At 74.4% G+C, this 18513-nt stretch carries 20 protein-coding genes; 12 read left to right on the top strand and 8 right to left on the bottom strand.

Annotated elements, in window-relative coordinates:
• Window positions 1-186: 186 nt before the first annotated feature.
• On the top strand, window positions 187-588 hold the full coding sequence (locus FHX81_RS25445; protein ID WP_211363559.1) for a hypothetical protein: 402 nt from the start codon (window positions 187-189) through the stop codon (window positions 586-588).
• 134 nt (window positions 589-722) lie between these two features.
• Here the strand turns inward: FHX81_RS25445 and FHX81_RS25450 are convergent, their stop codons facing one another.
• On the bottom strand, window positions 723-935 hold the full coding sequence (locus FHX81_RS25450) for an acyl-CoA carboxylase subunit epsilon (protein ID WP_141980528.1): 213 nt from the start codon (window positions 933-935) through the stop codon (window positions 723-725).
• Window positions 932-2563 carry an acyl-CoA carboxylase subunit beta gene (locus tag FHX81_RS25455; RefSeq protein WP_141980529.1) on the bottom strand — a complete coding sequence of 544 codons (1632 nt, stop codon included), beginning with the start codon at window positions 2561-2563 and terminating at the stop codon, window positions 932-934. The genes FHX81_RS25450 and FHX81_RS25455 overlap by 4 nt, the downstream gene beginning before the upstream one ends.
• 176 nt (window positions 2564-2739) lie before the next feature.
• Here FHX81_RS25455 and FHX81_RS25460 point away from each other — a divergent pair, with 176 nt between their 5' ends.
• From FHX81_RS25460 to FHX81_RS25495, 8 genes are all read left to right on the top strand, one after another.
• Window positions 2740-3528, top strand: coding sequence for a biotin--[acetyl-CoA-carboxylase] ligase (locus FHX81_RS25460; protein ID WP_141980531.1), 789 nt, complete (start codon window positions 2740-2742; stop codon window positions 3526-3528).
• A gap of 48 nt (window positions 3529-3576) precedes the next feature.
• Entirely contained in the window at window positions 3577-4107 is a 531-nt protein-coding gene (locus FHX81_RS25465) for a PH domain-containing protein (RefSeq protein WP_141980532.1), read from the top strand.
• Window positions 4094-5023: a hydroxymethylglutaryl-CoA lyase gene (locus tag FHX81_RS25470; protein ID WP_141980533.1), complete on the top strand. Its 930-nt coding sequence runs from the start codon at window positions 4094-4096 to the stop codon at window positions 5021-5023. The genes FHX81_RS25465 and FHX81_RS25470 overlap by 14 nt, the downstream gene beginning before the upstream one ends.
• Window positions 5024-5087: 64 nt before the next feature.
• The gene (locus tag FHX81_RS25475; RefSeq protein WP_141980535.1) at window positions 5088-5771 is read left to right on the top strand and encodes an adenosylcobinamide amidohydrolase; all 684 of its coding nucleotides are present in this window, start codon (window positions 5088-5090) and stop codon (window positions 5769-5771) included.
• Window positions 5768-6265: a YbaB/EbfC family nucleoid-associated protein gene (locus tag FHX81_RS25480; protein WP_141980536.1), complete on the top strand. Its 498-nt coding sequence runs from the start codon at window positions 5768-5770 to the stop codon at window positions 6263-6265. Before FHX81_RS25475 ends, FHX81_RS25480 begins: the two co-directional genes overlap by 4 nt.
• Window positions 6262-6570, top strand: a complete 309-nt coding sequence (locus FHX81_RS25485; protein ID WP_141980537.1) for a WXG100 family type VII secretion target — start codon at window positions 6262-6264, stop codon at window positions 6568-6570. The genes FHX81_RS25480 and FHX81_RS25485 overlap by 4 nt, the downstream gene beginning before the upstream one ends.
• A 14-nt stretch (window positions 6571-6584) precedes the next feature.
• The gene (locus tag FHX81_RS25490) at window positions 6585-9221 is read left to right on the top strand and encodes a TNT domain-containing protein (protein WP_141980538.1); all 2637 of its coding nucleotides are present in this window, start codon (window positions 6585-6587) and stop codon (window positions 9219-9221) included.
• Window positions 9218-9526 carry a hypothetical protein gene (locus FHX81_RS25495; RefSeq protein ID WP_141980540.1) on the top strand — a complete coding sequence of 103 codons (309 nt, stop codon included), beginning with the start codon at window positions 9218-9220 and terminating at the stop codon, window positions 9524-9526. The genes FHX81_RS25490 and FHX81_RS25495 overlap by 4 nt, the downstream gene beginning before the upstream one ends.
• On the opposite strand, the gene FHX81_RS25500 is transcribed toward FHX81_RS25495, so the two are convergent.
• Together FHX81_RS25500 and FHX81_RS25505 are read right to left on the bottom strand one after the other, a co-directional pair.
• Complete coding sequence (locus FHX81_RS25500) at window positions 9513-10787, bottom strand: ATP-binding protein (protein ID WP_141980542.1); 1275 nt, start codon at window positions 10785-10787, stop codon at window positions 9513-9515. The two genes, FHX81_RS25495 and FHX81_RS25500, sit on opposite strands and share 14 nt — an antisense overlap.
• Window positions 10787-11452, bottom strand: coding sequence for a response regulator transcription factor (locus tag FHX81_RS25505; RefSeq protein ID WP_141984129.1), 666 nt, complete (start codon window positions 11450-11452; stop codon window positions 10787-10789). The genes FHX81_RS25500 and FHX81_RS25505 overlap by 1 nt, the downstream gene beginning before the upstream one ends.
• Before the next feature lie 39 nt (window positions 11453-11491).
• Between FHX81_RS25505 and hisN the strand changes: the two genes are divergently transcribed.
• Window positions 11492-12277 (top strand): histidinol-phosphatase, encoded by a 786-nt coding sequence (gene hisN / locus FHX81_RS25510; RefSeq protein ID WP_141980545.1) that lies wholly within the window; start codon window positions 11492-11494, stop codon window positions 12275-12277.
• Here the strand turns inward: hisN and FHX81_RS25515 are convergent, their stop codons facing one another.
• Window positions 12278-13207 carry an NHL repeat-containing protein gene (locus FHX81_RS25515; RefSeq protein WP_211363560.1) on the bottom strand — a complete coding sequence of 310 codons (930 nt, stop codon included), beginning with the start codon at window positions 13205-13207 and terminating at the stop codon, window positions 12278-12280. It abuts the gene before it with no gap.
• A 104-nt stretch (window positions 13208-13311) separates the two neighbouring features.
• Between FHX81_RS25515 and FHX81_RS25520 the strand changes: the two genes are divergently transcribed.
• Entirely contained in the window at window positions 13312-14196 is an 885-nt protein-coding gene (locus FHX81_RS25520; RefSeq protein WP_141980547.1) for a LysR family transcriptional regulator, read from the top strand.
• On the opposite strand, the gene FHX81_RS25525 is transcribed toward FHX81_RS25520, so the two are convergent.
• Genes FHX81_RS25525 through FHX81_RS41380 form a run of 3 tightly spaced genes read right to left on the bottom strand, consistent with a single transcriptional unit; the run spans window position 14160 to window position 17546 of the window.
• On the bottom strand, window positions 14160-14705 hold the full coding sequence (locus tag FHX81_RS25525; RefSeq protein ID WP_141980549.1) for a GtrA family protein: 546 nt from the start codon (window positions 14703-14705) through the stop codon (window positions 14160-14162). The genes FHX81_RS25520 and FHX81_RS25525 overlap by 37 nt on opposite strands.
• 37 nt (window positions 14706-14742) lie before the next feature.
• The gene (locus tag FHX81_RS25530; protein WP_170232463.1) at window positions 14743-15258 is read right to left on the bottom strand and encodes a GtrA family protein; all 516 of its coding nucleotides are present in this window, start codon (window positions 15256-15258) and stop codon (window positions 14743-14745) included.
• Between the two features lie 35 nt (window positions 15259-15293).
• A complete protein-coding gene (locus FHX81_RS41380) occupies window positions 15294-17546 on the bottom strand; it encodes a sigma-70 family RNA polymerase sigma factor (RefSeq protein ID WP_211363561.1) in 2253 nt (750 codons plus the stop codon).
• Window positions 17547-17774: 228 nt separating this feature from the next.
• Here FHX81_RS41380 and FHX81_RS25545 point away from each other — a divergent pair, with 228 nt between their 5' ends.
• A complete protein-coding gene (locus FHX81_RS25545) occupies window positions 17775-18500 on the top strand; it encodes a GGDEF domain-containing protein (protein ID WP_246107968.1) in 726 nt (241 codons plus the stop codon).
• Window positions 18501-18513 lie beyond the last annotated feature (13 nt).

Raw genomic sequence — 18513 nt, forward strand, 5'->3', positions numbered from 1 at the left:
TGCAGCTTAGGGCGCGCGCCCGGGCGGGTGGCGGCCGGACGGGTGGCGGCCGGGCGTGCGCGCTTCGGGGCCGGTGCGCGGTCCCGAACCGGTAACGCCTGCTCACGGCGCTTCGGGACCCCGTCGTGCCGTCGTTGCGTAGAACTACCGATGCGCGCTGTGACGGCGTTCGGCACCCTCGGGGTGGTGCAGCGTTTGGCTCTGGTGGTCCGCCGGATCGACCGGGGTCGGGGCCGGTACCGGTGGCTCTTGGTGGTGCCGGCCGTCCTGGTCCTGGTCCTGACGGCTCGGGTCGTGTCCACGGACCCGGTCGGGTACGGCGTGCCGTTCTGGCCGTTCGCGAACGGCAGCGACCGGGTCGAGTACCGGGTGATGGGCGAGGTGACGTCGATCGCGCGGACCCTGCCGCGGCTCGACGCGGTGCCGTCGGCGGTGGCGGCGGAGGGCGTCGAGGTGCTGGAGGCCCGGGTCGGCGTCGAGGCCGTGGTGATGCGGGTGCGGGTGCACGTCCCGGACGGCACGCGGTGCCGCGTGGTCTCCGTGCTCGTCGACGGCGTGCGCGTCAACTCCCGCCGCGTCGACTGCTGAGATCGGGCCGCGAGAGCGCGTCGGTCGTTCGCGTCCTCATTCCCCGGCGATCACGCTTGTCGATCGTCGGGGATCAGGGCGCGAACGACCGACTTCCAGGCGCTCGGGCCCGCCGTCCGCGGAGCAGCGGCGATTCAGTGCGGCAGGGCGGAGGACCGCCAGGCACCGGGGCCGTGCGGGAGCGGGCGCCGGACCTGCCTGGACTTGTCCGACCACGCGGAACGGCGCGGTTCGTCCGCGGTGGGGCCGCCGGCCGAGGCGAGGCCGACCACGACCGCCGTCACGGCGGCCAACTCGACGTCGTCCGGGTTGCCGCGCACCACCCGGAGGTGCGGTGCCGCGCTCACAGCGGGATGTTCCCGTGCTTCTTGGGCGGCAGCGCCTCGCGCTTGTCGCGCAGCATCGCCAACGCCCTGGCGACGTGCGATCGCGTGAAAGAGGGAGGGATCACACTGTCAACATAGCCGCGTTCGGCCGCCACGTAAGGGTTGCAGAGGGTGTCTTCGTACTCTTGCTGCAAACGGGCCCGAAGCGCGTCGACGTCCTCGCCCGAAGCGACGGCGTTGGCCAACGCCTTGCGGTGCACGATGTTCGCCGCGCCCTGTGCGCCCATGACCGCGATCTGCGCCGTCGGCCACGCCAGGTTGATGTCCGCGCCCAGGTGCTTGGACCCCATCACGTCGTACGCGCCGCCGTAGGCCTTGCGGGTGATCACGGTGACCAGCGGCACGGTCGCCTCGGCGTAGGCGTAGATCAGCTTCGCGCCGCGCCGGATGATGCCGTTCCACTCCTGGTCGGTGCCGGGCAGGAAGCCGGGCACGTCCACGAACGTCAGCACCGGGATGTTGAAGGCGTCGCAGGTCCGCACGAACCGCGCCGCCTTCTCCGAGGCGTCGATGTCCAGGCAGCCCGCGAACTGGGTGGGCTGGTTGGCCACCACGCCGACCGAGTGGCCGTCCACCCGGCCGAAGCCGACCAGGATGTTCGGCGCGAACAGCGGCTGGACCTCCAGGAACTCGCCCTCGTCGAGCACGCGGGTGATGACCTCGTGCATGTCGTAGGGCTGGTTCGCCGAGTCCGGGATGAGGGTGTCGAGCTCGCGGTCGGAGTCGGTGACCGAGTCCTCGACCGAGCCGTGCACCACGTCGTCCGGCGCGTCGAAGACCGGCGGCTCGGACATGTTGTTGGCGGGCAGGTAGGACAGCAGCTCCTTGACGTAGGCGATGGCGTCCTCCTCGTTGTCGCCGAGGTAGTGCGCGTTGCCCGACTTGGTGTTGTGCGTGCGCCCGCCGCCCAGCTCCTCGAAGCCGACGTCCTCGCCGGTGACGGTCTTGATCACGTCCGGGCCGGTGATGAACATGTGCGAGGTCTGGTCGACCATGACGACGAAGTCGGTCAGCGCGGGCGAGTAGACGTGGCCGCCCGCGTTCGCGCCCATGATCAGCGAGATCTGCGGCACGACGCCGGACGCGGCCACGTTGCGGCGGAAGATCTCGCCGTAGAGGCCGAGCGAGACGACGCCTTCCTGGATGCGCGCGCCGCCGCCCTCGTTGATGCCGACGATCGGCCGGCCGGTCTTGATCGCCAGGTCCATGACCTTGACGATCTTCTCGCCGTAGACCTCGCCGAGGGACCCGCCGAACACGGTGACGTCCTGGCTGAACACGCACACCGGGCGGCCGTCGACGGTGCCGTAGCCGGTCACCACGCCGTCGCCGTAGGGCCGGTTGCGCTCCTGCCCGAAGTTGGTCGAGCGGTGGCGCGCCAACTCGTCCAGCTCGACGAACGAGCCGGGGTCGAGCAGCATCTCGATGCGCTCGCGGGCGGTCTTCTTGCCCTTGGCGTGCTGCTTCTCCACCATGCGCGCCGAGCCGGCGTGCACGGCCTCCTCGTTGCGCCGGTACAGGTCGGCCAGCTTCCCGGCCGTGGTGTGGACGTCCGGCTCCTCGCCGATGGGGGCGGTCGCACTGCTCATAGCGCGGCAGCTTAACCAGACCGCCACGACCCGGTCGGGGGTAGTAGTCCAGGTCACTGGACGAGGAGTTGACCTCCAGCGCGGTGGAGGTTGCAGGCTTGATCACGGCGATCCGCCCCACCATCCACACCGCTCCGACACAGCGGGTGGGGCGGGTCGCTTCTACCCTTCGAGCCGTGACCCTGGATGCCGCCGCCCTCCGCTCCGCCCTCTCCGGCCGCTACGCCACCGTCGACGTGGTCGCCGAGACCGGCTCCACGAACGCCGACCTGCGTGCCGCGGCGAGCCGGGGCGCGCACGACCGGACCGTGCTCGTCGCCGAACGGCAGACCGCGGGCCAGGGGCGGCGCGGCCGGGGCTGGACGTCGCCCGCCGGGGGTGTCTACCTGAGCGTGCTGTTCCGCCCGACGGGCGTGCCGCCGGCCCGGTTGCCGTGGTTGACGCTGCTCGCCGGCGTGGCCCTGGTCCGCACGGCGCGCGGCGTCGGCGTCGAGGCGTCCTTGAAGTGGCCGAACGACCTGCTCGTCGGTGACGCCAAGGCGGCGGGCGTGCTGGCCGAGATCATCGCGGGCGAGGGGCACGCCGTGGTGCTGGGCATCGGGCTCAACGTGGCGGAGCTGCCCGCCGACGTCGAGCCCGGCGCGGGCGGCCTCGTGCCGACCAGCCTGGAGGACCACGCCGGTCCGCTGGACCGCACCGAGGTGGCGGTCGCGCTGCTGCGCGAGCTGGCCGCGCTGGAGGAGCAGTGGCGGCGGGCGGGCGGCGACGAGCCGTCGTTGCGCGAGGAGTACCGCCGGCACTGCGTGACGCTCGGCCGCCCGGTGCGGGTCGAGCTGGCCCGGGGTGAGGCGCTGCTCGGCACGGCCACCTACCTGGAGACCGACGGCACCCTGGTGGTGCGCGACGACGCGGGCGCCGACCACTCCGTTTCCGCCGGGGACGTGGTGCACCTGCGGGTACGGTGAGGCTCGAGCCGCACGTGGAGGCGAGCCGAGCCACCGAAGGGGACCGTCGTGGCCTACCCGGACGACCTGCTCAGCACCGGCGAGCACGTCGTGATCCACCAGCACCCGCACTGGAAGACGCTGGTCGTCCCGGTGCTCGTGCTCGTCGTCGCGGTCGGCGGTGGCGGCTACCTCGCGGTGCGGGCGGCGGAGCTGAGCTGGGCGTCGGTCGCGTGGGCGGTGCTCGCCGCGGTGGTGCTGGTGCTGGTCGCGTGGCTGGCGTTGGCGCCGGTGGTCCGCTGGCGCACCACGCACTTCATCATCACCACCGAGCGCGTGATGTACCGGATCGGCGTCGTCAGGCGGACCGGCTTGGACATCCCGCTCGGCCGCATCGACAGCGTCCGCTTCGAGCACTCCCTGCTGGACCGGGTGCTCGGCTGCGGCACGCTGATCATCGAGTCGGCGTCCGACGAGCCGTTGGAGTTCGACGACATCGGGCGGGTGGAGCAGGTGCACTCGATGCTGTACCGGGAGATCAACGACAACCCGGCCGACGACCACCGGCCGGAGGACAGGGTCGCAGATGGGCGCGCGTGAAGTCGGCCTGCCGGACACGGTGGGCGCGGGAGGTCTGCCGGACCGCGTGACGATCTGGGAGGTCGGACCGCGGGACGGGTTGCAGAACGAGTCGGAGGTCGTGCCGGTCGGCACGAAGCTCGAGTTCCTGGACCGGCTGGCCGACGCGGGCGGCACGGTGCTGGAGGCCACGAGCTTCGTGCACCCCGAGTGGGTGCCGCAGTTGGCCGACGCCGAGGAGCTGCTGGCCGGCCTGGTGCGGCGGCCCGGCGTGAGCTACCCGGTGCTGGTGCCCAACGAGCGCGGGCTGGACCGGGCGCTGCGGGCGGGCGTCGAGCACGTCGCCATCTTCGCCAGCGCCACCGAGACCTTCGCCCGGCGCAACCTGAACCGGTCGCTGGACGAGCAGTTCGCCATGTTCGACCCGGTCGTGGCCAAGGCCAAGGCCGAGGGGCTGGCGGTGCGCGGGTACGTGTCGATGTGCTTCGGCGACCCGTGGGAGGGCGCGGTGCCGCGCGAGCAGGTCGTCGGCGTCGGCAAGCGGCTGCTGGACATGGGCTGCGACCAGTTGTCGCTCGGCGACACGATCGGTGTGGCCACGCCGGGTCAGGTGACCGCGCTGCTGGCCGGGTTCGACGGCGTGGACCGGCTCGCCGTGCACTTCCACGACACGTACGGGCAGGCGTTGGCGAACACGTTGGCCGCGATGCAGTCGGGCGTGCGCACGATCGACTCGTCGGCGGGCGGGCTGGGCGGCTGCCCGTACGCGGAGTCCGCGACGGGCAACCTGGCCACCGAGGACCTGGTGTGGATGCTGGACGGGCTGGGCGTCGAGCACGGCGTCGACCTGGACAAGCTCGCCGACACCAGCGCGTGGATGGCGCAGCGGCTGGGCCGGCCGAGCCCGTCGCGGGTGGTCCGGGCGCTGCGGGGGTAGCGGTGCGGGCGGACCTGTGCCGCGGCACGCCGGTGGGGCACCGGGTGCTCGTGCGGCCCGCGCCGTGATCGAGCGGCACCCCGGCGTCCTGGTGTGGCGGTTGCCGGAACCCCTGCTGGCGATCTCGTCCGGTCCGCACGGCGGCGGCCTCGGGGTCCGGCACTGGGCGCTGAACGCCACCGTGCCCAAGGACTACGCGCGCACCGACCCGGGCGTGCACGTCGCCGAGATCGCGGCGGACCTCGGGTTGCGCGGGCCCGGCACCGGGCTGCTCACCGCCGTGGACGTGCGGGACGTGGTGGTGGAGACCGACGGCGGCGTGCGGTCGTGGGTGACGACCGGGATCGGCGCGCACCCGACGTGGGCCGCCGGGCCGCCCGCCGAGTGGCTGCCCGAAGTGGGCACGATCAACGCGGTGTGCGTGCTGCCGGTGCGGTTGGCGGACGCGGCCTTGGTCAACGCGGTGGCGACGGTCGCGGAGGCCAAGGCGCAGGCGCTGGGCGAGGCGGGCGTGCCGGGCACCGGGACGGTCACCGACGCGGTCGTGCTGCTGTGCCCAGCGGACGGTCCGGTCGAGCCGTACGGCGGGCCGCGGTCGGTGATCGGGTCGGCGTTGGCCCGAACGGTGCACCGCGCCGTGCACACCGGGATTTCCCTGGAACGGGCGGGAACCGGCACCGGGGTCGTAACGTCCAACGCGCGACCGACGACCATGCCCGGCGACGGCGATGACCGGAGGTGGCCGTGACGACCGATCACCGCGCCCAGGTGGACGAGCTGCTCGCCGACTACCGGCGCAGCCGCGACCAGCTCGCGTCCGTGCAGCGGGACCTGGCCCGGATCTCCGGGTCGGCGACCAGCCCCGACGGTGCGGTGACGGCCGTGGTCGACGCCAAGGGCGCGCTCACCGACCTGGAGCTGGCCGACGGCGCGTACCGGTTGCGGCCGGCGCAGCTCGCCGAGCTGATCGTGCGCACCGCGCGGGAAGCGGTGGCGAGGGCCGCGGAGGACGCCTACCGGACGTTGAGCCCGGTGCTGCCCGCCGGCACGGACCCCGAAGCGCTGCTGCGCGGCACGGCCGACCTCCGGCCGGACGAGATCGGCGCCGAGGGGGTGCGGCCGCCGGGACCGGCTCACCGGCGTGCGCCGGTCGACGACGAGGACTTCGAACAGCGCGACTGGCTCGACGCCGATGCCGCCGGCATCCCGAGCCCGGGCCCGACCGCGAGGAGAACGAGATGACCGGCTTCCGGACCGACCTCGCCCGCCTCGCCGAGGGGGCCGCCGACTTCACCGCGTTCGCCGAGCGCGCCGGGAAGATCGCGGGCGAGCTGGGTGGCGTGCTGGACTCGCTCGGCGACTGCTGGGGCACCGACGCGATCGGGCAGAGCTTCGCCGCGAGCCACGTGCAGCCGTCCGGTGCGGCGTTGAGCGGGTTGACCGGGCTGAGCGCCGGGTTCGGTGGCGTCGGCGAGCGCTTCGCCGAGACGGCACGCACGTACGGCGAGGTCGAAGAGGGCAACCGCAACGCGCTCGGCGCGATCTGACTCAGGGGGCCGTGATGGGGATCGAGCTGCCGGCCGAGCTGGCCGACGTCGCCGCCAAGGCCGGGGTCTCGTGGCCCCAGGCCGACGAGGACAAGCTGCGCGCGTCCGCCACCGCGTGGCGCGAGGCGGGCGCGAAGCTGTCCACGCTGGCGGGCGAGTCCGACGGTTCGGCGGGCAAGGCGCTGGCCGTGATGACCGGGTCGACCGGTGACGCGGCGCGCGGCCACTGGAACAGGTTCACCGCGCCCGACGGCACGCTGAACGCCGTGCTGCGCGGCTGCCACGCGGCGGCCGACCGGTTGGACCACGCGGCCGAGCAGGTCGGCGCGGCCAAGGTCGAGCTGGTGCGCGAGCTGGTGAACCTGGCGAAGAACAACGACGCGGCGCAGCAGGCGGCCAACGCCGGGCACCCGACGGCGTTGCTGGGTCTGGAGACGGCGGTGCGCGGCGCGGCGGCGAACGTCGCCCACCTGACCACCACGCTGACCAGCGCCGTGCGGCTGGACAGCGGCGTACTGGTCGGCGGGCACCAGCCTCCGGTCGACGCCAATCCCGGCGCGCACGCGCCCGGCGACGCGGGTCCGGGTCACGGCGGCGGTTCCGGTCAGCCGTCGGGCGGCAACCCGCCCGGTGGCGGACACGGCGGTGGCGGACAAGGCGGTGGCGGGCAGAGCGGTGGTCTGCTCGGCGGCTTGCTGCCCGGTGGCGGCCAGGGCGGTGCTCCGCTCGGCGGTCTGCTGCCCGGCGGCGGCCAGAGCGGTGGTGTGCTGCCTGGTCTCGTCGACCCCCTGCTGACCGGCAGGTCGGAGGGCACCGTTCCGGCACCGGCCGGAGCGGGCAGCGGCCCGGCCCCCGGTGGTGCGGGTGCGACTCCGGGCTCCGGTCAGGCCCCCGGCCTGGTCGGCGGCCTGCTCGGCGCGGTGACGGACACGGTCGGCGTGGTGGCCGAGCCGGTCCTGGACGTGGTCGAGAAGGTGGCCCCGCCGGTCGCGGCCGTGGTGGAACCGGCGCTGGACAGGACCGGCGAGGCCGTCCGGCACGTCGGCGGCGCGGTGGACGACACGGTCGGCCGCACCGTCCAGGGCGCGGCGCACGGCGTGGCCGACATCGCGGCCCCCGGCCACGACAACGCCCCCGGCCGGCCAGGTTCCGCGCCCGGGCTGGGCAACCTGGTCGACAACGCGGTGAACCCCGTGGTCGGCGCGGCCAACCCGGTCGCGGACGCCGTCACCCGCACCGAGGGCACGGTGCACCAGTCGTCCGCGGCGGTCCTGGACCGCCCGCTGCTGCCGCAGGCCGAAGCGCCGCACGCGCCCGCCCAACCGGCGACGCCCGCCGCGAACCAGGCCGCGCCGCAGGGGCCGTCGTTCGGCGGCCCGGCCGCCGGTGGCGGCGCGCCGGCGTCGGCTCCGGCCGCCGCGGCGGCAGCGGCCGGCACGCAGAGCCCGGCCGCGAACGCGACCAACCAGGCACCGGGTCAGCAGGCCGGTGCGCAGGCCGCGCCGAAGGCCGAAGCGCGTGCCGCCCAAGCCCAAGGCGGCCAGGCCCAGTCGGGCCAAGGCCAGAGCCAGAGCCAGGGGCAGTCGGCGCAGAACCAGAACCAGAACCAGGGGCAAGGCGCTCAGGGCAAGGGTGAAGCCGCCGCGAAGGCGGACGCCCAGCCGAAGGGCGAGGTCCAGGCCAAGGCCGAGGTCAAGGACGTCCGGCAGGAGGTCAAGGACGCCCTGGAAGCCGTCGGGCAGCGGGTCAAGGAGGGCGACCTCGCGTTCGCGATCGTCCCGATCCCGGTCGGCGGTCGCGACACGTTCGCCCCTCCGCTCCCGCCGGGCTCCCCGGCCGCGGTCCTGCCCGACCGGCCGGACGACCCCCCGCCCGCCCCGCCGGTGCGCGCCGCCCAGGCCGCGCAGCCGACCACCGAAGCGGCGGCGGTGTTCCTGCTGCACATGTTCCCCGGCGGCACGCTCCCGCCGCCCAGCGCGCGGCCCGCTCGGCAACTGCCGCCGCCGTCGGCGGACGAGACGTTCGCCGCCGGGCTGCGCTTCGAGCCGCAGGGCCACCCGGACGGCGACCTGGTCGACGCCTCCGCCCAGTACGGCCTGGACCTGCGCGCCGTGAGCCGGGACGCGATGCGGTCGCGGCTCTCCGGCGCGGAGCCGACCGCGCCCGTGTCGACCGACCCGGTGCCCGCGGTCAACCGGCCGCGCCTGGTCCTCACGCCCGGCACCGCCCCCGATCCCGTGCTGCTGGTCGGCTACGACCCGTTGGCGGGCCTGCACGAGCGCGACTGGGACCGCCGGTTCCTGGTCCGCGCCGACCCGCCCGAGTACGCCTGGCCGCCCGGCGAGCTGTTCCCCGAGGGCGGCTACGAGGCGGGCCAACCCGGCGTCCTCGCGGTCGGCGTGGAACTGGACCGGTTCGGCGGGCCCGAGGGCCGGGTGCTGTCCGAGCACGGCACCCCCTACGCGGAACGGTCGCTGCCGCCCGCCCTGGTGGACTCGGGCTACCACCGCTACCGGGTCGCCAAGGTGCTGCCGGTGTGGTTCACCCTGTCCGCCGAGTGGTTCGGCCAGCCCGGCGGCGGTGCCCGCTTCCGGGCCACCTACCCGGTCGCCGACCTGGTCGCGCTGGGCTACCTGGAGGAGGTGGCATGAACGCGGAGTCGATCCAGGGTTGGCTGCTGGCGGTCGGCGTGCCCGCGGAGGTCGTGTCGATCGGTGCGGAGGCCGACAACCGGTGGTGCCTGGTGCCGACCGAAGAGGGCGTCGAGGTGTTCTGGCGCGAGCAGGGCAACCGGTACGACTGGGCGGCGTTCACCAGCGAGGACGTCGCGTGCCACTACCTGTTCGGCCGGCTGGTGTGGGCCCAGGTCGTGCGGGGTGCGGTCGGCGTGCTGCCCCAGCCCGCGACCGCCGGGACGTCGTCGGCACCGGAGCCCGCCGCGCCTACCGAGGCGTGAGGTCGGTCCGCCAGGTCACGCCGACCACGTCCGCGGCCTTCGGCACGGGCAGGAACAGCGCGAACGTCGCCGGCCGGGCGGTGGACAGCTCCAGCCGCCCGCCGTCGGCGTCGACCAGTGCCCGCGCCAGCGCGAGGCCCACCCCGGTCGACCCGCCGCCGGACACACCGCGTTCGAAGATGTGGTGCGCCAACTCGTCCGGCACGCCCGCGCCACCGTCGGCGACCTCGACGACCACCGTGCCGTCGTCGCGGCGCGCGGAGACGACGACCTGACCTTCGCCGTGCCGCAGCGCGTTGTCCAGCAGCACGCCGATCGCTTCGCGCAGCCGCGCGGGCGTGGCCCGGGCCAGCAGACCGTCCGGCACCCGCACCCGCAACGCGCGCCCGGCCTGGCGCAACGGCTCGCGCCACTCCTCGGCGATGGCCGTCAGCTCGGTGCCGAGGTCGAGCGGTTCCGCGCCCACCGCGCGGGCGGCCCGTGCCGCGGCCAGCATCTCGTTGAGCACCTCGGCCAGCCGCTCGGCCTGTTCCAGCGCGGCCCGCGCCTCGGTCGCCGTGTCCGCGTCCGGGTGCACCGACAGCGCCTCCAGCCGCAGTTGCAGCGCGGTGAGCCTGCTGCGCAACTGGTGCGACACGTCGCCGACCAGTTCCCGCTCCCGCTGCACGAGCTCGGCCAGCGCGCCCGCGGACCGGTCCAGCGCCTCGGCCACCAGGTCCAGCTCCGGCACGCCGTGCCGCCGGTCGTCGCGCCGGAAGTCGCCCGCGCCCAACCGGGCCGCGCGCGCCGCCACGTGCCGCAGCGGCTGGGCCAGCTTGCGCGCGGTCACCGTGGCCACCACCGTGCCGGTGCTCACCGACAGCACGACCAGCAGCACCACCAGCGCCGCCACCTGGTACTGCGCGGTGTGCATCGGGCCGGACGACAGCTCCAGCCGCACCGTGCCCCGCTGCGCGATCGGCACCTCCACCGACAACGGGTCCGGTCCGGGCGTGCGGCCGAACTCGTGCCGGCCGGCGGGCGTGGTCACCAGCAGGTGCCCGCCCTCGGGCACGCCGACCTCCACCGGCCCGAGGTCGATCTCCCGGCCGTTCGCGATCTGGTCGTCGATGGACGCGGCGATCCGCTGGGCCCGCGCGGCCAGGTCGGTGCGCGCGCCGTCCTCCACCAGCCGCAGCGCCGTGTAGCCCAGCGGCAGGCCCAGGGCGAACCCGGTGACGGCGACGGCGAGCAGGATGGCCCGCAGGATCCGGCTGCGCATCAGTCCGCGGTGTTGAAGCGGAAGCCGACACCGCGCACGGTCGCGATGCGGCGCTCCACCGACCGCACGTCGCCGAGCTTGCGGCGCAGCCACGACATGTGCATGTCGAGGGTCTTGCTGCTCTTGAGCTCCGGGTCGTTCCAGACCTCGGACAGGATCTCGTCGCGGTGCACCACCTGGCCCGCGCGTTGGATCAGCACGCGCAGCAGCTCGAACTCCTTGTTCGCCAACTGCACCTCCAGCCCGTCCACGGTGACGCGGCGGGCGGCCAGGTCCATCCGCACGCCGTTGACCTCCAGCGTGCCGGGCGCGCGGCGGCGCAGCAGGGCGCGGATGCGGGCCATCAGCTCGGCCAGCCGGAACGGCTTGGCCACGTAGTCGTCCGCGCCCGCGTCCAGGCCGACGACGAAGTCCACCTCGTCGGACCGCGCGGTGAGCATCAGCACGGGCAGGCCGCGCCCGGCCGCGCGCAGCCGGCGGCACACCTCCAACCCGTCCATCCCGGGCAGGCCGAGGTCGAGCACGAGCAGGTCGACGCCGCTGTGCTCGGCGGCGGTCAACGCACCCGGACCGTCGGCGACGACCCGCACCGTGTAGCCCTCCCGCTGCAACGCGCGGGACAGCGGTTCGGCGATCGCCGGGTCGTCCTCGGCCAACAAGACCACGCTCACACCACCCAGCGTAGGCGTGGCACGATCCCGTGCGTGTCCGACCTTCGCGCAGATCTGTCCCTGGCCCTCCGCTTGGCGGACGAGGCCGACGCGATCACCACCGCCCGGTTCCGCGCCCGCGACCTCGTGGTGGAGCGCAAGCCGGACCGCACGCCGGTGACGGACGCGGACGTGGCGGTCGAGGACGCGATCCGCGCGGTGCTCGCGGTCGAGGCGCCGGACGACCAGGTCGCGGGCGAGGAGCGCGGCGGCACGGCGGGTGACGGCCGGGCGTGGGTGCTCGACCCGATCGACGGCACGAAGAACTTCCTGCGCGGCGTGCCGGTGTGGGCGACGCTGATCGCGCTGGTCGAGGACGGCGTGCCGGTGGTCGGCGTGGTGAGCGCGCCCGCGTTGGGCCGTCGCTGGTGGGCGGCGGCGGGCGGCGGCGCGCACACCTCGGACGCGTCGGGGGAGCGGGCGATCTCCGTGTCGGGCGTGCGGGACCTGGCCGACGCCTATTCGTCCACCACGCACCTGGGCACCTGGGTCGAGCACCACTCGCGCGAGGCGTACCTGGCGCTGGTCGACGCGTGCTGGGAGAACCGGGCGTTCGGCGACTTCTGGCAGCACTGCCTGGTCGCGGAGGGCGCGATCGACGTGGCCGCGGAGCCGATCGTGAACCCCTGGGACGTCGCGCCGTTCCAGGTGCTCGTGCGGGAGGCGGGCGGCCGGTTCAGCGACCTCGGCGGCGTGGAGCGGTTCGACGGTGGCACCGTGCTGTCCACCAACGGGCACCTGCACGACGCGGCCCTGCGGGTGCTCGCCGAGAACCGCTGATCAGAACTTCTCCAGCGCGATCGCGTCGTAGGTGGTCGTCGGCGTGGGCGTGGTGCTGAACCGGCCGTTGACCAGGTAGAAGCGGTTGCCCCAGGCGGCGACGGTGGCGGGCACGTCGAACCGCGGGTCCGACACCCGGGCCACCACCGCGGCACGGCGCGCGTCCGGGCTCAGCTCCAGCTTGGTGAACAGGTTGACCCGGTTCTGCACCACGTACAGGTGGCGACCCTCGCGCAGCAGGCCGTCGTTGCGGGGCAGCAGCTCGCCGCCGAGGTCGACCTCCTCGGTCACGCCGGTGGCCGGCTCGACCCGGAACAGCCGCCCGGTCGACGTCTGCCCGATCAGCAGCGCCGCGCCGTCCGGGGTGGTGACGATGCCGTTGGCGTTGGCCACGTCCGGGAGGTCGACCATGTCCCCGGTCAGCGGGACGCGGGTGATCCGGTCGGGGTGGGGCAGCTCGCCGCGCGGCCCGAGGGGCAGCCGGTGCAGCGTCGGCTCGTCGGAGTCGGTGAGCCACACCGCGTCCCGGGTGATCACCAGGTCGTTGACGAACGACTCGCCCTCCAACAACCGGTAGCTCCTCAGCACCCGGCCGGAGAAGGCGTCGAGCACGCGGACGCCGCCGCCCGTCCCGCCGGCCACGAAGAGCCGTCGCCGCGCCGAGTCGACCTTGATGCCCAGCGACGGCGTGCCCGAACCCGGGCTGAGCAGCCGACCGCGCCCGGTCGCCAGCTCGACCTGGTGCACGGCACCGTCGGCGCGCGAGCCGAAGTAGGCCGTCGGCCACGCGCCGATCGCGATGCCCTCCGGCATGAACCCGTCCGGCAGCGCGAACTCGGTCGGGAACGGCCCGGCCGCCGCCGTGCCCGGCAGCAACGCCGCCACCCCGAGCCCCACGGCCGCCGCCATTACGTCACGCCTGCGCATCATCGCGAGAACCCCCCTCCTGAGACGATCACCCGGACCTGGAGTCTCGGCAACGGGCCCGCCCGATCGCCAATACCGCTTCGCTCTGCCGACATACGCTCGGCGGCATGTCGATCGACCTGCGGTTGATGCGCTACGCGGTGGCGGTCGCCGACGAGGGCGGTTTCCGGCGCGCCGCCGACCGGTTGCACGTCGCGCAGCCCGCGCTCAGCCGTCAGGTCGGTGACCTCGAACGCGCCCTCGGCGTCACCCTGTTCACCCGCCGCCCGACCGGTCTCACCGAAGCGGGGCGCGTCTTCGTGGCGTCCGCGCGCCGCATCCTGGACGAGGCCGACCGGCTGGCCGCGCTGACCAGGGCCGCCGGGCGCGGTGAGTTCGGCACCGTCCGGCTCGGCTTCGTCACCAGTGCCGCGTTCGAGGCCGTGCCGCGGCTCGTCGGGGCCGTCCGCGAGCGCCACCCCGACCTGATCGTCGACCAGATCGAGGCGTGGTCGCCGGAACTGGTCGACGGGCTGCTCGCCAAGCGGCTCGACCTGGTCGTGTCGCGGAGCGTGCCACCGCGCCCCGAGTTCGCGCGGGCGCCGTTGCACCGGGAGGAGCTGGTCGTGGTCGTCGGCTCGGCCCACCCCCTGGCCGGCCGGGAGTCCGTCACCCCGGAGGACCTGAAGGGCAGCCGCCTGCTGCTGTCCCGGCGGCACCTGCCGGGCTACCGCGCGGTGCTGCTGTCCGCGCTGGGGCACGTGCCGGAGGTCGAGGACACCCGGTTGCCCGGCTGGCGCCGGTTCGACGAGCTGGCGGGCGGCGAGAACTACCAGTTGGTGGCCCGCACCCTGGGCGACCACCTGCCCGCGGACGCGGTCATGGTCCCGTTCGCGGACCGCCGTCCCGCGCCGCCCCTGGAGCTGGTGTGGCGACGGGACGCGTCACCGGCGACGGCCCTGGTCGTGGCGGTCGGTCAGGCGTCGCCGGGTGCCTCGTCCTCGCGGTCGTAGGCCCTGGTCACGCGGCGCGGGCGGAAGTCGGCGGTGGGGAAGACCCACTTCTTGTAGCCCCACCAGCGGAACGCCATGGCGATCAGGGTGCCGATGATCTGCGCGCTGACGAAGTCGGCGACCTCTTCGCCGAGCCTGGTCACGTGCGGCTCCTGGAAGTGCAGCAGGTACCGCGACACCCACAGCGGCAGCGAGTTGAGCGCGATGCCGATGCCGTTGACCAGGAAGAACAGCGCGGCCTCGTGGTGCCTCTCCCGCCCGCCCCTGGTCTTGAACGACCACTCGCGGTTGAGCACGTACGACACGATCGTCGCCACCAGCGTCGCCACGATCTTCGCGGTGACCGGCTTCTCGCTCAGCACGGTCGTCTTGAGGACGAGGAAGATGACCGTGTCGATGACGAAGCACGTGCCGCCGACCACCGCGAACTTCAGCAGCTCCCGGTGCTTGAGGGCCAGCGAGCGCAGCGGTTCGGGCAGGCGCAGGACGACGCTTTCGACGACGGACACCCCGGCAGTCTACGGAAAGCCCGGGTGAAAGCCCTGTTCAGGCGACTTCGCGCTGCTCCGGGACGACGTGCAGCGGCTGCACCGACGGGCGCGCGTCGGCCTGGGGGAAGACGAACTTCCGCATCGCCCAGAACTTGAAACCCGTGGCCAGGAGCATGCCGATCACCGAACCGGCGACGAAGTCCGCGATCTCCGAGTGCAGGTCGAACACGTGCCGCGACACGTACAGCGGGGCCAGGTTCACCCCGATGCCGAGGCCGCTCACGAGGAAGAACAGCGCCGCCTCGTGGTGCCGCTCACGCCCGCCCCGGGTGTGGAACGACCACTCGCGGCTGAGCACGTAGGACGAGATGACCGCGACCAGCACCGCGATGGCCTTGGCCGTGACCACCTTGTCCTGCAGCACGGTCAGCTTCAACGCGTACCAGACGCCGTTGTCGATCAGGAACGTCGTGCCGCCGACGACGGCGAAGCGGATCAGCTCGCGGTGCTTGTTGATCAGGAACCGCACCGGTTCCGGCAGGAGGGCCAGAACCCTGCGCACTAGTGGCAGCACCGGGGCAGGTTACCGAGCGCGTCACCGAACGATCACGAAGGGGTGTCGCAACGGCCCGGCAGCAGGTCACCGACGACGGGTGGCAGCCAGGGCGGCCTGGGGTGGCACGGTTCGCCGCGCGCGGGCGGCGTGGTCGGGGCCGTCGTGGTGGTCGGCCCGGTCGTCGGTTCCGTCGTGGTCGGGGTCGTCGTGGTCGGCTCCGACGACGAGGTGCTCGTGGGTGCCGTCGTGGTGGTGGGCGCCGTCGTCGTGGGCGAGGTCGGCGCGGTGGTGGTCGTCGACGACGTCGAACGGGTGGTGGTCGGCGTCGGCGAGGGGGTCGTCGTCACGACCGGGGGTTCGGCGTCGTCGTGGTCACCGCCGCCGGGGCGGGTCGAGATCGGCACCTCGACGCTCTCGGACGCGGTGCCGAGGGTCGCCGAGACCCGCACCACGCCTTCGCGGTGCGGCGCGCCGACGGCCCAGACCGAGAGCCGGAACGACTCGCCGCGCTCCAGCGGCACCTCGCACACCACCCGGTGCCACGACCGCTCGCAGCCGGGCCACAGCGCGACCAGCGTGATGTGCCGGTCCGACTCCACGACCAGCCGCAGGTCACCCGGCCGGCCGCCGGCGTTGGTGGCCTTGATGTCGAGCCTCGGGTCCCAGAACCCGTGCTGCCTGCGGTGGACCAGCAGTTCCAGGTCGTCGTGCACCGGGCGCACCTCGACGTCGACCGCGATGGCCACGCTCACCGCCGCGCCCGCGTTGACCGTGCCGGTGATCCGGCCGGTCGTCGCGGTGTGGTCGGCCTGCACCCGGAAGACGAACGTCGCCGTGCCGCCGGGTGCGATGCCCTGCGTGGTGGCGCACGTCACCGCGCCGGTCCCGGCCGGGCAGGCCACGGTCTGGTCGGCCGCGCCGTCGAGCCGGAGCAGTCGGCCGCCCGCGAACGCCGCGGCGGGACCGGCGGACCGGACGCCGGGCGGCAGGACCAGCGCGGCGCCGGCCGGCTCCGACGCGGTCTCGCCGGAGTTGCGCACGGTGATCGGCAGGTCGACCGGGTCGTCACCGGGGGTCAGGGCGAAGCCGCTGGGCACCACCGGCACGAGGTTCGCCGGCGCGGGCTGCGGCTCGGGCTGCGGCTCCGGTGCCGGTTCAGGCGCGGGTGCGGGTTCAGGCGCGGGCTCGGGCGCGGGCGCGGGTTCTGCGGTGGGTTCCGGCGTGGGTTGCGGCGTGGGTTGCGGCGAGGGCTCGGGTGACGGCACGGGCACCGGCGGTGGCGGGTCCTCCACCGGCGGCTGGGCGGGCTGCGTGGTGGGCACCGGCGCGGCCCGCGCGGCGGGCACCTCCTGCTCGTCACCCGCCGCCAGGCCGATCGCGACCGCGACCACCAGGGCGGCGGCCGAGACGGCGGCACCCAGGAACTGGCGCGGTGCGGAGGCCGCGGCACCGGCGGCCCCTCCCGCACCCGCGGCGGCGACCGCGGCGGCCTTCGCCGTGCCCGCGCCCGCGGCGGCCAGGTAGCCGGACGCGCCGACGCCGAGCACCAGGGGCGCGATGATCCCGCGCAGCGCGCCGTTGACGTCGGCCAGCTCGGCGGCCAGCGCGCGGCAACCGGTGCACTCGTCCAGGTGAGCCTCGACCTGCGTGGTCTCCCGCTTGGACAGCCCGCCCCGGGTCCAGGCGCCGAGCTTGTCGACGGTGGCGCGGCAGCGCTCGGCCTGCGTCTCGGCCAGGTGGACCTGGAGGTAGGCCTGCTTGAGCCCTTCACGGGCGCGGTAGGCCAGCGCGGACACGCCGTTGGCGGTCAGGCCCAGCAGCGGCGCGACCTCGGCGGGCGACTGGCCCTCGATCTCGGTGTGCCACAGCACGGTCTGCCAGCGCTCGGGCAGCCGGGCGAACGCCTTGGCCGCCATCGACCGCTCCAGCCCGGCCACCGCGGTGTCGGAGAACGGCACGCTGGTCGCCTCGGGCGCGACCTCGGCCACGTCGTCGGCCAGCTCCAGCCTGCGGTCGCGGCGCGTCTTGTCGTAGGCGGTGTGGCGCAGCGCGGTGAGCAGGTAGGCCCGGAACGCCGAGTCGGGCCCGCGACCCGCCCGCAGCGCGTCGAGGACCTTGGCGAAGGCGTCCGCGACCAGGTCGTCGGCTTCGGCGGACGACCTCGCGAGCTGGCGGGCCAGGTTGTGCGCGGCGGTCACGTGCCGCTCGTAGAGCTGCCCGTAGGCGTCGATGTCCCCGCCGCGCACGGAGTCGATCAGCTCCGCGTCGCTCGGTCCCTGGACTTCGGCAGGAACGGTCGCCACGTTGTCTTCCCTCCTCGCGCGGCGCCAGTGTGACGCACCAGGTCGCACACCGTCACCCCGAACCCCCCGACAGGGTGGACTTAATGCCGTCATGGATGACTTCCAGGCACGTCTCGTAGGCGGAAACGACGTCGAGGAGGCATCCGGGTGGGTGTTCGGGAAGCGGTCACACGGCGTTCCGGCGCTGAAGGGTCGCGGGCACTGCGGTCGAGGTGGCGCACCGCCACGATGGCCGCGGGCTGGGCGTTCCCGGCGGACTGGCCGTTGGCAGAGGTGGACGAGGTGTGCCGGGCCGTGCTGGACGGCGGCGACGCGTGCGCGGAGTTGCACCGGCTCGGCGCCGCGCGGGCCGAGTCGGGCGCGGGCCTGGCCGAGACGCTGCTCGACCTGGCCGCGTTGCACGCGGTGCTGGGGGCGCCGCCCGGGTCAACCGGGATCGTGTCGCCGAGCGTGGACGCGATCCCGGCCCGGATGCTGCGGTCCACCGCGCTGGGCTGGGCCGACGTGATGAGCAGGCGCGCGGCGAGCTGCGCCGCGGACGACCCGCTGACCGGCCTGGCCACGTCGGCGTACCTGAACACGCGGTTGCGCGAGGTGTACGCCGAGGCGCGGGCCGCCGGTCGCCAGGACCACGTGCTGGTCCTCGTGGCGCTGGACCTGACCCGCACGTCCGGGTGGTCGCGCGTGGTGGCGATGACCTTGCTGGCCGACGCGCTGAAGGAGGTGTTCGACGCCGGCGAGACGGTGGCCTCGGTCGGGACGTCGGTGGCGTGCGTGCTGCTGCGCCGCGACCGGCACCTGACGCGGGCCGTGGCGAACCTGCGCGTGCTCACCGCGGACCGGCTGGCCGTGGACCCGCACGTGGCGCCGACCGGCCCGGTCCGCGTCCGGCTCGAGGAACTGCCCCCGACCTGCGAGGAAGCCCTGGCGCTGGTGGCCGGTCTCGGCCGCTGACGCCCCCGCCCCG

It is taken from the genome of Saccharothrix saharensis (assembly GCF_006716745.1).
Taxonomy (GTDB): Bacteria; Actinomycetota; Actinomycetes; order Mycobacteriales; family Pseudonocardiaceae; genus Actinosynnema; species Actinosynnema saharense.